This window comes from Cupriavidus sp. 10L43_2, assembly GCF_056395265.1.
On sequence record NZ_JBFTJE010000001.1, the window covers coordinates 118054 to 131551 of the forward strand.

Annotated in this window: 10 protein-coding genes; 4 read left to right on the top strand and 6 right to left on the bottom strand. The window is 67.0% G+C overall.

Annotated elements, in window-relative coordinates; genetic code table 11:
* A complete protein-coding gene (fumC, locus tag AC1DEL_RS00480) occupies window positions 1-1416 on the bottom strand; it encodes a class II fumarate hydratase (protein WP_092294154.1) in 1416 nt (471 codons plus the stop codon).
* 136 nt (window positions 1417-1552) lie between these two features.
* Window positions 1553-1903 carry a four-helix bundle copper-binding protein gene (locus AC1DEL_RS00485; protein ID WP_092294152.1) on the bottom strand — a complete coding sequence of 117 codons (351 nt, stop codon included), beginning with the start codon at window positions 1901-1903 and terminating at the stop codon, window positions 1553-1555.
* Between the two features lie 218 nt (window positions 1904-2121).
* Between AC1DEL_RS00485 and AC1DEL_RS00490 the strand changes: the two genes are divergently transcribed.
* On the top strand, window positions 2122-2493 hold the full coding sequence (locus AC1DEL_RS00490) for a hypothetical protein (RefSeq protein WP_092294150.1): 372 nt from the start codon (window positions 2122-2124) through the stop codon (window positions 2491-2493).
* 60 nt (window positions 2494-2553) lie between these two features.
* Here AC1DEL_RS00490 and AC1DEL_RS00495 read toward each other — a convergent pair whose 3' ends face one another.
* Entirely contained in the window at window positions 2554-4539 is a 1986-nt protein-coding gene (locus tag AC1DEL_RS00495) for a sensor domain-containing diguanylate cyclase (RefSeq protein WP_477125122.1), read from the bottom strand.
* A 309-nt stretch (window positions 4540-4848) separates the two neighbouring features.
* Between AC1DEL_RS00495 and AC1DEL_RS00500 the strand changes: the two genes are divergently transcribed.
* Window positions 4849-6342, top strand: a complete 1494-nt coding sequence (locus AC1DEL_RS00500) for a putative bifunctional diguanylate cyclase/phosphodiesterase (RefSeq protein ID WP_092294146.1) — start codon at window positions 4849-4851, stop codon at window positions 6340-6342.
* Between the two features lie 126 nt (window positions 6343-6468).
* On the opposite strand, the gene AC1DEL_RS00505 is transcribed toward AC1DEL_RS00500, so the two are convergent.
* The gene (locus AC1DEL_RS00505; RefSeq protein ID WP_092294144.1) at window positions 6469-6795 is read right to left on the bottom strand and encodes a PadR family transcriptional regulator; all 327 of its coding nucleotides are present in this window, start codon (window positions 6793-6795) and stop codon (window positions 6469-6471) included.
* Window positions 6796-7354: 559 nt separating this feature from the next.
* On the opposite strand from AC1DEL_RS00505, the gene AC1DEL_RS00510 reads away from it, so the two are divergent.
* Window positions 7355-8266, top strand: coding sequence for a DMT family transporter (locus AC1DEL_RS00510; protein WP_441591199.1), 912 nt, complete (start codon window positions 7355-7357; stop codon window positions 8264-8266).
* Window positions 8267-8300: 34 nt separating this feature from the next.
* Here AC1DEL_RS00510 and AC1DEL_RS00515 read toward each other — a convergent pair whose 3' ends face one another.
* Both AC1DEL_RS00515 and fur read right to left on the bottom strand, forming a co-directional pair.
* Entirely contained in the window at window positions 8301-8708 is a 408-nt protein-coding gene (locus tag AC1DEL_RS00515; RefSeq protein WP_092294141.1) for a PXPV repeat protein, read from the bottom strand.
* Window positions 8709-8834: 126 nt separating this feature from the next.
* Window positions 8835-9281, bottom strand: a complete 447-nt coding sequence (gene fur / locus AC1DEL_RS00520) for a ferric iron uptake transcriptional regulator (protein WP_092294139.1) — start codon at window positions 9279-9281, stop codon at window positions 8835-8837.
* A gap of 682 nt (window positions 9282-9963) precedes the next feature.
* Between fur and AC1DEL_RS00525 the strand changes: the two genes are divergently transcribed.
* On the top strand, window positions 9964-13497 hold the full coding sequence (locus AC1DEL_RS00525) for an autotransporter domain-containing protein (RefSeq protein WP_477125121.1): 3534 nt from the start codon (window positions 9964-9966) through the stop codon (window positions 13495-13497).
* The last annotated feature ends 1 nt before the right edge of the window (window position 13498 follow it).

Here is a 13498-nt window from a genome sequence, read left to right on the forward strand (position 1 = left end):
TCACACCTCCTTCGTCATCCCCTTGAAGTCGATCCACTGGCCGAACTGTTCCTCGGTGACGTGGCCGGAGGCGATGGCGGCCTCGCGCAGGGACAGGTTTTTCTTCACGGCCAGCTTGGCGATTTCGGCGGCCTTGTCGTAGCCGATATGCGGGTTCAGCGCGGTCACGGACATCAGGGAGCGTTCGAGCAGTTCCTGGATGCGCGCGCGGTCGGGCTCCACGCCTTCCACCATGTGTTCGGCGAAGCTCGACGCTGCGTCGGCCAGCAGTACCACAGACTGCAACAGGCTATAGACGATCACCGGCTTGTAGGCGTTGAGTTCAAGCGTGCCGAGGCTGTTGGCCAGCGTGACCGTCGTATGGTTGCCGATGATGCGGCAGCAGACCATGGCGAGGGCTTCGGCCTGGGTCGGGTTGACCTTGCCGGGCATGATCGACGAACCGGGTTCGTTGGCCGGCAGTTGCAGTTCGGCAAACCCGGCGCGCGGGCCCGAGCCGAGCAGCATGAAGTCCCGCGCGATCTTCAGGAACGACGACGCCGTGGTGTTCAGCGCGCCCGACAGATCGACCAGCGCGTCATGGGCGGCCTGGAGCGCGAAGCGGTTCGCCGCGGGCTCGAACGGCAGGCCGGTGTAGCCGGCCAGCGAGCGGGCAAACGCGGCGGCGAATCCCGGGGGCGCGTTCAGGCCGGTGCCGACGGCCGTGCCGCCCTGCGCCACCGGCATCGCGCGCAGCATGGCCTGTTGCAGGCGCGATTGCGCGTCCGCCACCTGCGTCATGTAGCCGGAAAATTCCTGGCCGAGGGTCAGCGGCACCGCGTCCTGCAGGTGCGTGCGGCCCACCTTCACGATGTCGGCAAACGCTTCCACCTTCTTTGCGAAGGTTTGTTGCAGTTTTTCGAGCGAGGGGAGCAGGGTCTGCTGGATAGCGCGCGTGGCGGCGATGTGCATCGCCGTGGGAAAGCTGTCGTTGGACGACTGGCTCGCGTTGACGTGGTCGTTCGGGTGAACCGGCTTCTTGCTGCCGACCTCGCCGCCCAGCAGCTGGATGGCGCGGTTGGAGATCACCTCGTTGAGGTTCATGTTGGTCTGCGTGCCCGAGCCGGTCTGCCAGACCGAGAGCGGGAACTCGGCCGGCCACTTGCCGGCGATGACTTCCTCGGCGGCCTGCTCGATGGCTTCGGCAATCTCGGGCTTCAGCACGCCCAGGTCGCGATTCGCACGGGCCGCGCAGAGCTTGAGCACGGCGAACGCCTCGATCAGCGCCGGGGGCATCTTCTCAGTGCCGATGCGGAAATTCTGGCGGGAGCGCTCGGTCTGGGCGCCCCAGAGATGATCGGCCGGCACGGCCACATCCCCGAGGCTGTCTTTTTCGATGCGGGTGGCTGACGAGGGGTTTGCGGGCTTGGCGGACATGGACGGACTCCTTGAGGGAAGGCTGCAGGATCAGGCAGGACTGCTAGCATAGCCTTCCCGCGTCACATTCGCGCTGAAGCCCCTTTCGCCGTCAGGCGGTTAGATTGCCGTGGAGATTGCTGTCGATGCCGGCGGGTCAGGCGGTCATCTTGAGGCACATTTCCATGCAGGCCTGGCACGCCGCGGCGCATTCCTGGCAGTGCCAATGGTCATGTCGTTCACATTCTTCCTTGCACCATTTACACACTTCGGCGCAGTCTTCACAGACGAGGGGAGCAAATTCGCTATTGCGCAGCATGTAGGAGGCGGCGAGGGTGCAGATGCCGGCGCAGTCCATGTCCAGGGCGATGCAGCGGGTCATCTTCCGGGCGTCTTGCTCCTCGAGGCAGGCGGCCGCGCACTTCAGGCTGGCGGCCGCACAGGCATTGCAGGCGGCGATACAGTCGGCATACCGGTCAAAATTCTCTCGCACTGTGGGTCGAATCATCGGGTGTCCTCCTTGGGGGTGGGTGGTCGACAACCAGCAACCGTTATCCACAATAGCAGGCGCCTCGGCGTCCTGCCGCAATGTGGCGTGGTCTACAATGGCCGCCTCAGGTTCGGCGCCGTCAGCGTTGGATAGTTCCGGTCCATCGATTTGAATGGCCGGAGAAGCGTGAAGAAGTTGCAAATTGGCAGCGATAAGCTGCGAGAAAGGACGGCATCATGGGTGAAGCAAAACGGCGGGGCACGCCCGAGGAACGGGCGCAGCAGGCGCAGGCACGAATCGACGCCCTGCGGCCCGCACAACTGGTCTGCGGCGCGTGCAAGACCTCGTTCACCAATTTCGATGCGATTCCGGCCCCCGGCCTGCGCGGCATCGACGCCGTATTCGGCGGCGAGTGCCCGAGCTGCGGCAACGATGTAGTCGTATTCAAGGGCGAACCCCAGGCGGTGGCCGAGGCCATGCTGGCCTACGAGCGGATGATGGGCGAGAGCGCGCGGCTGGGCTACCAGTCGGCCGATGGCCGGCACGTGCCGTTCGACGAAGCCGCGCCGCAGGCATCGGACGCGTCCGACGACTCGACCAAGCACTGAGCCCCCGGGCGGGTGGCGCTTTCAGCGCCGAAAGTCCGCCGGTGATGCCCCTTCAGGGCGTCAGGCTTCCAGCGCCATCAGCTCCGCCGGGCCAATCTCGTAGCGGCCCCGGCCGAGCGCCTTGGCGCGGTAGAGCAGCGTGTCGGCCATGCGCTTGAGCGTCTCGTCCGTCATCGGACTGCCGCGATAGAGCGCCACGCCGATGCTGACGTCCACATCGGCCATCACGCCGTCGAAGTAAAAGCGCTGGCCGATGGAGTCCAGGATGGACTCGGCAATGCGCTGGGCCGTGGCGGGCGAGGGGATGTCTTCCAGGATGACCGCGAATTCATCGCCGCCCAGCCGTGCGACGTGGTCCTGGTCGCGCACGCAGCGGCGCACGCGCAGGGCGAACGACTGCAGCAGCATGTCGCCCGTGGCATGGCCGTGCGCGTCGTTCACCGCCTTGAAGCGGTCCATGTCGAGGAACAGCAGCGCTATCAGACTATTCTCATCACGGCTGCGCGCCATGGCCGCGTGGAGCTGGCTCTCGAAGGCGCTCCGGTTCTCGAGCTGCGTCAGGTGATCGGTTTGGGAGATCCGCGCCAGCCGCTGGTGCTCCAGCTTGCGCTGGGTGATGTCCTGCACGTGGATGTGCACCCCCACCACCTGCTTGCCGTCCTCGCTCCATTCGGGGCGGTAGCTCATTTCCATCCAGTGCGGCTGCGGCGTGCGGTATTCGCTCTCGAACGTGATCACCGCGCCCGCCAGCGCCTGTTGCAGGAAGGGGCGCGCCAGCGCGTAGCGCTCCTCGCCCAGCAGCTCCCGCACAGTCTTGCCCCGGATCGCCTCCACCGGCATGCCGAATGCCTGCTCGTAGGCGATGTTGTTGAAGACGTAGCGCTCGTCGTTGTCGACAAAGGCCAGCAGCGAAGGCAGGTTGTCCGTGACCGCGCGCAGCCGGCGCTCGCTGCGCGCCAGTTGCTGGCCGCGCTGGCGCACATCGCGCATCAGGCGGATGAACGCGCGCGTTACGTCGCCGATTTCATCGCGCTGGGGGCGGCGGGGCAGGCGCTCGAAGGCGTCGGCGTCGTCGGCGCTGGCCTGCACCACCTGATGCAGCCGCGACAGCGGCATGAGCAGCCGCCGCACCGCCAGCCAGATCGCCAGCGCCACGCCGCCCAGCACCAGCCCCGCCATCATCAGGAAGCGTCGCTGCATCTGGCGCAAGGGCGCGTAGGCCTCGCGCGCGGGCAGCACGGCGATCAACTCCCAGCCCGTGGTGGACATCAGGTAGCGCGCGATCACGGGCCGTTCCGGCATCAGGAATTCGAACGTCGCAGTCTGGTCCGTCTCGCCGCAGGTGTCGCCCACGGCGCGGGCCGGCTGGCGGGCCTGGCGGGTGTCCGGATGCTGCACGTAGACCGGCTTGGCACCCGCCGACACCAGACAGTAGAACCCGGTGCTACCCAGCCGGCTACGCGCGATCTCGACCAGGAAGTTCGAGCGCGACAGATCGAGCCAGCCGCCCACCAGGCCGAGGAACTGCTTCGACGCCGAGACCACCGGCATCGCCACCAGCACACCAATCGTGCCATCGACGCGCGCGTGGATCGGCGCGGCCACCACCGGGTTCAGCGTGCGCACCGCCTCGCGGAAGTAGTCGCGGTCGGCCACCTCGATCGGCGGCCCGGAGGATGTCAGCACGCTGCCCGTGGCATCCGTCACCACCACCGAATTGAACGCCGCCGGCACCGGGATGGTCTTGCCGATGACGTCGAGCAGGTCGGCGCGCACGTCCTCCCGAGCCCGGCCGTGTGCGCCCTCCAGCACCGCGCCGATCTGCGGTGCCATATGGGCCAGCATCACGATGCGGTCGTCCACGGCCGTGTCGAGCTGGTCGGCAGAAAGCTTGACGATGGAGTCCTGCTGGTTCTGGAGGGCGTCCTCCAGGTCCCGGTGCGCGTAATAGAGCGAGCCGAGTACGATGCCCGTCCCCAGCACGGCGGCGAGCACCGTGGTGATCAGCGCGATGCGCGCCTTCAGGGAGGGTTGGATGCGGGGCATGCTGACAAACGCGGGCAATACGGAGGGCGAGGGCGCGCGGGAGTGGAAAACAATGCTGCTCACGCACTTCCCGTGCCTGATTCCGGGGGTGCGGCAGCGGGGGGAACCTATCACGCATCACCCGTTTGAGTCAGCCGGGGGAAACGGCGTTGACAACGGCCGCGCATTTCTGGTGGCGGCCCGCGCATGTGTGTGCGGAAGCACTGTGCGCCGTTGGGCCGGCACGGTATAGTGCGGCCGGCGTGTCGAAATTGCCCCCCAAACGAGGGGGAGCCGGCGCCATTTTCCACCGTCTTTTATCCTGCCTTCATGACTTTGTCCGCGTGGTTGCCCGTTCTGCCCTGGCTGCTGGTTGCAGCGGGCGGCGCTTTGGCGGGCTGGGCGGCGCGGGCTTGGTGGAGCCGCCGGGCGTCCGGGCAGGTGACCCAGGCCCAGGCGACGCAGGACCAGACCGAACGCCGCCGCGTGGACGAGTACATCCGCCATCTGGCGCAGCACGATGCGCTGACCGGGCTGCTGAACCGCGCCGCGCTGCACAGCCGCACCGAGGCCGTCCTCGACGATGCGCGCCGCCATGGCGAGCGCGTGGCGCTACTGCTGCTCGACCTCGACCACTTCAAGCACATCAACGAAACCCTCGGGCACCCGGTGGGCGACGACGTATTGCGCACGATTGCCCAGCGCCTGCGCGGCACGGTGCAGCCGCGCGACGTGGTGGCACGCATGGGCGGCGACGAATTCGCCGTGGTGCTGGGCGGCCTGCGCCATGACAGCGAGGCCGAACTGACGGCGGCCAAGATCCTGGCGCGCGTCTCCGAAGGCTTGCAGCTGGCCGGGCACCTGGCCGGGCAGCCGCTGCGGGTGACGCCTTCGCTCGGCATGGCGATCTATCCCGACGATGGCGAGACGCTGACCGACCTGCTGAAATCCGCCGATTCGGCCATGTACGCGGCCAAGCGCGGCGGCCGGGCGCAGCTGCGGCGCTTTGCGAGCGAGATGGCCGAGGCTTCGCTGACCCGCTTTACCATCGAGGCGCTGCTGCGCCGCGCGCTGGCCGAACAGGAATTCCGGCTGCGCTACCAGCCCATCGTCGACCTCGCCACGCTGAACGTGGTGGGCGTGGAGGCGCTGATCGCCTGGGAAACCCCCGAGCGCGGCGTGATGCAGCCATCCGAATTCATCCCGATTGCCGAGCAGTGCGGGATGATCGACGCACTGGGCGAGTGGACGCTGGCCACCGCCTGCCGCGACATCCAGACCCTGCGCAACGAACTGGGCCGCGACATCGACGTGGCGGTGAACATCTCGCCCTTGCAACTGCGCCGGGCGGACTTCCCGGAGACCGTCGCGCGCTGCCTCCAGGCGGCCAGCCTGCCGGCCCCGAGCCTGACCATCGAAGTCACCGAAGGCATTCTGGTGGATGGCGGCGAGACCACGATCGAGTCGTTCCGGCGCGTGCGCCAGTTGGGCGTGAGTGTGTCCATCGACGACTTCGGCACGGGTTATTCGGGCCTGGGCTACCTGACGCGGCTGCCGATCAGCAAGCTCAAGATCGACAAGTCATTTGTCGATGACCTGGCCGTGCCCGGCCACGACCGCGCGGTGGCGGCCGCCATCATCGCGCTCGGCCATCAACTGCACCTGCACGTGGTGGCGGAAGGTGTGGAGTCGACCGCGCAGCTGGATTTCCTGCGTGGCGAGGGCTGCGACGCGGTGCAGGGTTTCCTGTTCTCCCAACCGCTAGGGCTGAACGCGCTGCGCGACCTGCTGCTGGCCGGGGACGGCTTCTCGCGCGTCGCCTGAGGCCCCTCCGGCACCCATCCGGCGCCGCAGAAACGGGTACGCTTCAGGTTCGCTGTGGCCATGAAAAAACCCGGCTGGCGCTCAGGCGCACAGCCGGGTTTGTCTTGTCTGGGGATCAGTCGGGGCTCAGCCGTTGACGATGGACGCCGCCGCGTCCTCGCCGTTGGGCGAATGGAGCCGGCGGTACAGTTCGTCGATGCGCAGCCGGCTGCTCGCCAGTTCCTCGCGTCCCTGTTCGGTCAGTTGGTAGACCCGCCCGATACCGTCGCGCAATACACTTTCCAGATACCCATCCATCTGCAACGCGCGCAGCAAAGGCCGTACCGTGCCGATATCCACCTGGAATCCGTACTCCATCAGCATTTCTGCAAGCATGGCCACGGTGGCGGGCACCTCCATGGCGAATTGCAAGACGTAGACGCGGGCTAACAAGCCGAGGAACTGTCGTTTCATGAGGCAGGCAACGCAAAGGGGGGACTGGCGGTTGACGCGGATTTTACCGCGCGCGCTGCGGCGCTGCCCAAGAGATGCCGAAGTCGCATACGATAGGCGCTTTCCGACGGCAGAAAAAAAGAAGCCGCCAGGGTTGCCTGGCGGCTTGTCGGGAATGCGTCGGAGGGGTCAATTAACTCTGGCGCAGAACAGAGTTTAGCGGAATCGAATACGCGATGTCACGCCCTGTGCTAGGGCTCCCCACATATGGGGGGTAGGTATGAAAGGCATCCGAAAGCGATTCTGCAGCGATTCCGCAACAATGGTGATCTTTGCCCCACTTATGGGCAGACTTTGCGACTTTTAGCGCGTGTTCTCTGGCCATTTTCGTGGTCAGGATCAGGTCCGATTCCAGCGCGCAGCCTGCCGTCGGGCGCGGTGTAATGGCAGTACGGTGTCGCGCGTCGTGTTGTTCAATCAACCTACGGCACGGGGCATATCGATCGATTTTTCGTCGTTTTGTATCCAATGCGCAACGGTTTCGCGGCAGGCGCCCGAATCGTTGCTTCTCACGAAGCCCATGAAACCCTCCGACCTGATTCGTCTGCTGTCGCTGTCCGCCATCTGGGGCGCCAGTTTCCTGTTCGTGCGCATCGGCGCGCCGGTGCTGGGGCCGCTGCCGACAGCGTTCTTCCGCGTGCTGATCGGTGCCGTCACGCTGGCGGCCTGCCTGATGCTGATGAAAGTGAAATGGGATATGCAGGGCAAGTGGCGCCCGGTGATCGCGCTGGGCATCATCAACTCGGGTATCCCGTTCGTGATGTATTCGGTAGCTGCGCTGTGGCTGCCGGCGGGCTATTCGGCCATTTTCAACGCCATGACGCCGCTGATGGGCGTGCTGATCGGCAGTCTGTTCTTCGCCGAGAAGCTGACGCGCGCCAAGGGGATGGGGGTGCTGATCGGGCTGGCCGGGGTGGCGGTGCTCACGCGCACTGGCCCGGTGGTGTTCTCGCATGACGTGTTGCTCGGCGCGCTGGCCTGCCTGGTGGCGACCTCGTGCTACGGGCTGGCCGGCTTCCTGACGCGCCGCTGGATCACCGCGCGCGGCGGCCTGGATAACCGGCTCGTGGCGGCGGGCAGCATGGTCGGCGCGACGCTGTTCCTGCTGCCGTTCAGCCTGGCCGCGCTGGTGCGCGAGAACACGCTGCCGGCCGCTGGCCTGGGCGTGTGGGCGGCCATGCTCGGCCTCGGCATGGTCTGCACGGCCATCGCCTACGTGCTGTATTTCCGGCTGGTGGCGGATCTGGGCCCGGTGCGGTCGCTGACGGTGACCTTCCTGATTCCGCCGTTCGGCATCGTCTGGGGCTGGATGTTCCTGGGCGAGACGCTGTCGTGGGCGCATGCCGCCGGAATGCTGCTGATCGGCGCGGCGGTCTGGCTGGTGCTGAAGCCGGCCGCGCCGGCGGTCAAACCCGCTGCGGCAAGCTCCTGACGACTGGCTTATTGGTCTGACTTATTGGTCTGACTTAGTGGCGGTGGTCGCCACGGTCACCATGGTCGCGGTGGTCGTCATGGCCGCGATGGTCATCGTGACGGTCGCGGCCATACCCATAGCCATGGCCGTTGTCGTGACGATGCCACGCCTGGTACTGGCGGCGGTCATACCAGCGGCCGCCATCCCAGTAGCGATCGCCATGCCAGCCGATCACGACCGGCGCCACCACCACCGGCGCCGGACGATAGACCACCGGCGGCGGCGGCATGTAGACCGGGGCCGGACGGGGCTCGACATAGACGGGAGCGGGTGCCACGTAGACCGGGGCCGGCGCGCCGAGGTTGACGTCGATATCGACGCGCGCCATGGCGGCAGTGGAGGCCGCCAGCGCGGCGGCGCCAGCGACGAAAACCAGCAGGGAAAGAGGACGCTTGTTCATAGTATTCACCAGGGGGTGAGAGGTTATGACTCCACTCTACCCATCTGGCGTATTACTATTCACGCACATTTGTAACAGAATCGGCCAATTCTGTAAGAGATCCGGCCGGCACTTCTGCCCGGCCGATTACTCGCTTCCCGGCACCACCTGGCAGGCCGGGCACAGGCCATAGAGCACCAGCATGTGCTCGCGCAGCTCGAAATCATTCTCGGCCGCCACCTTGCGCTGGCGTTGCTCGATCCCCTCGTCACGGAATTCCTCCACCACCCCGCAGCTCACGCAGATCAGGTGGTCATGGTGGCCGCCCTCGTTCAGCTCGAACACGGCGTGGTCGGCCTCGAAGGTGTGTCGCAGGAGGATATTGGCCTGCACCAGCTGGTTCAGCACGCGATAGACCGTGGACAGGCCCGCATCCACTTCCTGCGCCAGCAGGATCCGGTAGACATCTTCCGCGCTCAGGTGGCGGCGGTCGCTGCGCCGGAACGCCTCCAGCACATGCATGCGGGGCGACGTGGCTTTGAGGCCGGCGCGTTGGAGAGGGGTAGGGCTGGACTTCACGGATGACAGGGACATGCGGCGGCTCGCACCGGGCGGGGTGCGCTCAGTTAGTTGACTCCACGAGGATTCCGAAGGCGGTGGGCGCGGGTATCGAGGTATCGATGGCCCACCGGCCGAGGCGTGCTGGAAATCAGGCGAGAAGCACCCGGGCCGGACGACGCAGACTGGCAGCCGTCCCGGGCGGCGCGCCGTGCCTGACGGCGCGCGGAATAAAAAGGTGGCCTGGCTTGTCGCAGGATGACGCGATCGGGAAAACGGGGTCTGGATGTTTTCCCGATCTTCCTGCGACTGGCTACTACCAAACGCTCCGTGTGTCGGAGCGGTCCCCACAAAAGTCGGTAACAGGCGCCGCATTGCTGCCACGCCCTGAAAACTGTTTTGTCTGCGCCGGCGGTGCCGTTCGTCAGACAGTGAAAGCAGTGTAAATGGGAATCGATCTCATTTCAAGAGGAATTTTCAGGAATTTTTGATGGGCGAGTCCGTTGTGAAAAATGGACAAAGCGGCCGCTGCACGGGCGACAGTACCCAATAGGGGGATGCCGTAGGCGCCACTTTCGCTTATGGTCTGCCCGGTCTGAAAAAAGAACAGCCCCCTAAATAAAGGCGGGGTTGCGGGAGAAATCGGGTGCAAAACAACAAAAAACGAGGCGGTTGCCAGCACGGCGCCGCAGGGGTGGCGCGCGCAGGGTCCACGGGCATGGCGAGGGTCTTCCGGCGATGGCTGGGAACGATCCTGGCGCTGTGGCTGATGGCTGTCGCGCAACTGGCATGGGCGGTGCCGCCCACGGTGACGTCGATCAGCCCTTCCAGCGGATCCACCGCCGGCGGCACGATTGTGACGATCATCGGGACCGATTTCACAGGCATACCCGACGTCAGGTTCGGCGCGACCTCGGCCAGCTTCGTCGTGGGCAGTTCGACGAATATCACCGCCACAGCGCCCCCCGGGGCCGCCGGCACGGTCGATGTGACCGTGACCACGGCAGAGGGTACCAGCGCCACCAGCGCCGCGGACCAATTCACCTATTTCACCCCGCTGCCCACGGCGGGAGCCGTCTCCGCTGCGGTGGCCTACGGGAGCAACAACAACCCGATCACGCTGGCGCTGAGCGGTGGTGCGGCCACCAGCGTCGCGGTAGCGATGCCAGCCGCCCACGGCACTGTCATGACGTCGGGCACGTCCATCAGCTATACGCCGATGGCCGGCTATGCCGGCCCGGACAGCTTCACCTACACGGCCTCGAACGGTTCGGGTACCTCGACGCCGGCCACTGTCACGATAACGGTCGCACCGCCGACGATCAGCTATGCGCTGCCCTCGCCAACCGCCGCCACCGCAGGCGTGCCGCACAGCCAGTCGCTGGCCATGGCGTCCGGCGGCGCCGCGCCGTACACCTATACGCTCGCCTCAGGCGCACTGCCGTCTGGGATCAGCCTCGCCTCCAACGGTACGCTGGCCGGCACGGCCACGAGCGCCGGCACCTACGTCTTCACGGTCAAAGCGACCGACAGCAGCACAGGTGTCGGCCCGTTCTCCAAGACGAGCAGTCCGCTGACGTTGTCGGTCCTTCCGCCAACCCTCTCGATGAGTCCGAGCACCTTGCCGACTCCCGTGGTCGCCATCGCCTACAGCCAGACCATGTCGACAAGCGGCGGGACCGCGCCGTACAGCTATGCCGTGACGAGCGGTACGCTCCCGTCCGGGCTGGCGCTAAGCCCGAGTGGGGTGTTAGCGGGCACGCCAACCGGGGGCGGCGCTGTCGCTTTCAGCATCACCGCGACCGACACCGCAGGCTTCTCGACTACGCAGAGCTACGTGATGACCGTCGGCGTGCCGATGGTGACCATGAGTCCGACGGCCGTGCCAAACGGCACCGTGGGTGCGCCCTACAACCAGGTCCTGACGGCAGGTGGGGGCACGGCGCCGTATACCTATGCCGTGACCAGCGGGGCGCTGCCGGCTGGCGTAACGCTGTCCCCGGCGGGCTTGCTGTCGGGGACGCCGACAGCGAGTGGCGCCTTCAACGTCACCGTAACCGCCACGGACAGCAGCACCGGCGGCGGCCCATACACGGGCAGCCGGCCCTACACGCTGATCGTGGGAACGCCCACGCTGACGCTGTCGCCCGCCACGCTACCCACGCCGACCCTCGGCACCGCCTACAGCCAGACGCTGACCGGCGCTGGCGGTGTGGCACCCTACACCTTCAGCATCTCGGCCGGCACGCTGCCGCCCGGATTGTCGTTGAACGCGAGCACTGGTGTGCTGAGCGGTACCCCGACCACGCCGGGCGCCTCCACCTTTACCGTGAAGATCATGGACAGCAGCACGGGGGTGGGCGCGCCATTCACCACCACCCGCAGCTTCACGCTGGCCACGGCGCAGACGATTCCCACAGCGCCGCCGGTGGCGGTGACCACGGCCTCCAACGGACCAGTGACGATCCATGCCGCCGCCAACGCCACGGGCGCGCCGTTCTCGGGCGTGACGATCACCACGCCGCCGGCCAGTGGCAGCGTGGTCGTCAATGGGCTGGACATTGTCTACACCCCCACGCCGACCACCTCGGGCGCGGTGACGTTCGCCTACGCGCTGAACAATAGCGCCGGGGCCTCGGCGCCGGTGACGGTCACCGTCAACGTGAACGCGGTGCCGATCGCGGTGGCCCAGCGGCAGCTCTCGACCCTCGCCAACCGGCCGGTCAGCGTGGACGTGACCGAGGGCGCCACGGGTGGCCCGTTCACGGGCGTGACCATCGTCTCGGTGACGCCGGCCAACGCCGGCAGTGCCACCGTGGCCGCCAGCGCGACCAAGAGCCCCGCCAGCGCGGACAAGCAGGTGGCTGCCGCCGCCGGCTACACGGTGACGTTCACGCCGGCTGCCGCGTTCTCGGGCGCCGCCGTGGTGACCTACACGCTGAGCAATGCCATCGCCACCTCGTCGCCAGCCGTGCTCGAGCTGAGCGTGGCCGCGCGCCGCGATCCGTCGACCGACCCGGACGTCTCGGGCCTGATCAACGCCCAGATCCAGGCCGCGCGCCGCTTTGCGACGGCGCAGCTCAGCAATTACAACCAGCGTCTGGAGCAGCTGCACGGCAAGGGCCGGGCGCCGTCTGGCAACCAGATCACGGTGCAGATGCCGCGCACCGAGGGCGATACGCGGCGCTGCGAGTCCGAGCAGAACCTGACCGCGCGCGATGCCTGCCTGCGCGGCGTGCTGCCCGGGAGCCGGCTGGCCGACACGGGCCGGCGCGGTGGGATGGATAGGGGAGCGGGATCGCGCGAGGCCGCGGTGGCCGCCGAAGCCGGCGCCGGCGATGGGACCGGCGATGGGACCGGCGAGGGCACCGCACCAGACCTGCCGAATGCCGGCGCCGCGTCGACGCCGGACAATGACGATATCCGCCTGGCCTTCTGGACCGCCGGCACGGTGGACTTCGGCTTCGCCAACACCACGGCGCAACGGTCTGGCTTCCGCTTCACCACGGGCGGCGTGACCGCCGGCGCGGACTACCGGTTCTCGGACGAATTCACGCTCGGCCTCGGCTTTGGCTACGGGCGCGATTCGACGGACGTCGGGGCCTCCGGCACGCAAAGCAAGGCCGACGCCTTCAGCGTGGCGCTCTACGGCAGCTATCGCCCGAAGCCCTCGCTGTTTATCGACGGGGTGGCCGGCTACGGCTCGCTGAATTTCGATTCGCGCCGCTGGGTGGGCGACGAAAGCGCCTTCGCCTATGGCAGCCGCGACGGGCATCAGGTCTTCGCCTCGGTCTCCACCGGCTACGAGTACCGCGACTCGGCGTGGCTGGTGTCGCCCTACGGCCGCCTGTCGGTCTCGGAAAGCACGCTCGACCGGTATTCGGAAACGGGCGCCGGCTTCAGTTCGCTGACCTACTTCGGGCAGACCGTGACCGCGGTGTCCGGCACGCTGGGCCTGCGCACCGAGTACGCGCAGCCCACGCGCTGGGGCCTGTTCCTGCCGTTCGCGCGGGTCGAATTCCAGCACGACTTCAACGGCCAGAGCGGGGCCGGGCTGGCCTATGCCGACCTGGCCGGCGCCGGGCCGGCCTACACCGTGAACGGCTCGCCGTACGGCCGTGACCGCGTGCAGATTGGATTGGGCGCCAAGCTGCGCACCCGCTCGATGCGCTTCGGGCTGGACTACAACGTGATGTTCGGCATGGGCGGATTGCAGCAGGGCGTGCGGCTGACCTTGGCGGCGCCGTTCTGAT

Coding starts and splice junctions, on each gene's coding strand:
- AC1DEL_RS00510 (WP_441591199.1), top strand. CDS start 7,355: ATGAAACCCTCCGACCTGATTCGTCTGCTGTCGCTGTCCGCCATCTGG.
- AC1DEL_RS00495 (WP_477125122.1), bottom strand. CDS start 4,539: ATGCCCCGCATCCAACCCTCCCTGAAGGCGCGCATCGCGCTGATCACC.
- AC1DEL_RS00515 (WP_092294141.1), bottom strand. CDS start 8,708: ATGAACAAGCGTCCTCTTTCCCTGCTGGTTTTCGTCGCTGGCGCCGCC.
- AC1DEL_RS00500 (WP_092294146.1), top strand. CDS start 4,849: ATGACTTTGTCCGCGTGGTTGCCCGTTCTGCCCTGGCTGCTGGTTGCA.
- AC1DEL_RS00490 (WP_092294150.1), top strand. CDS start 2,122: ATGGGTGAAGCAAAACGGCGGGGCACGCCCGAGGAACGGGCGCAGCAG.
- AC1DEL_RS00485 (WP_092294152.1), bottom strand. CDS start 1,903: ATGATTCGACCCACAGTGCGAGAGAATTTTGACCGGTATGCCGACTGT.
- fumC (WP_092294154.1), bottom strand. CDS start 1,416: ATGTCCGCCAAGCCCGCAAACCCCTCGTCAGCCACCCGCATCGAAAAA.
- AC1DEL_RS00525 (WP_477125121.1), top strand. CDS start 9,964: ATGGCGAGGGTCTTCCGGCGATGGCTGGGAACGATCCTGGCGCTGTGG.
- fur (WP_092294139.1), bottom strand. CDS start 9,281: ATGTCCCTGTCATCCGTGAAGTCCAGCCCTACCCCTCTCCAACGCGCC.
- AC1DEL_RS00505 (WP_092294144.1), bottom strand. CDS start 6,795: ATGAAACGACAGTTCCTCGGCTTGTTAGCCCGCGTCTACGTCTTGCAA.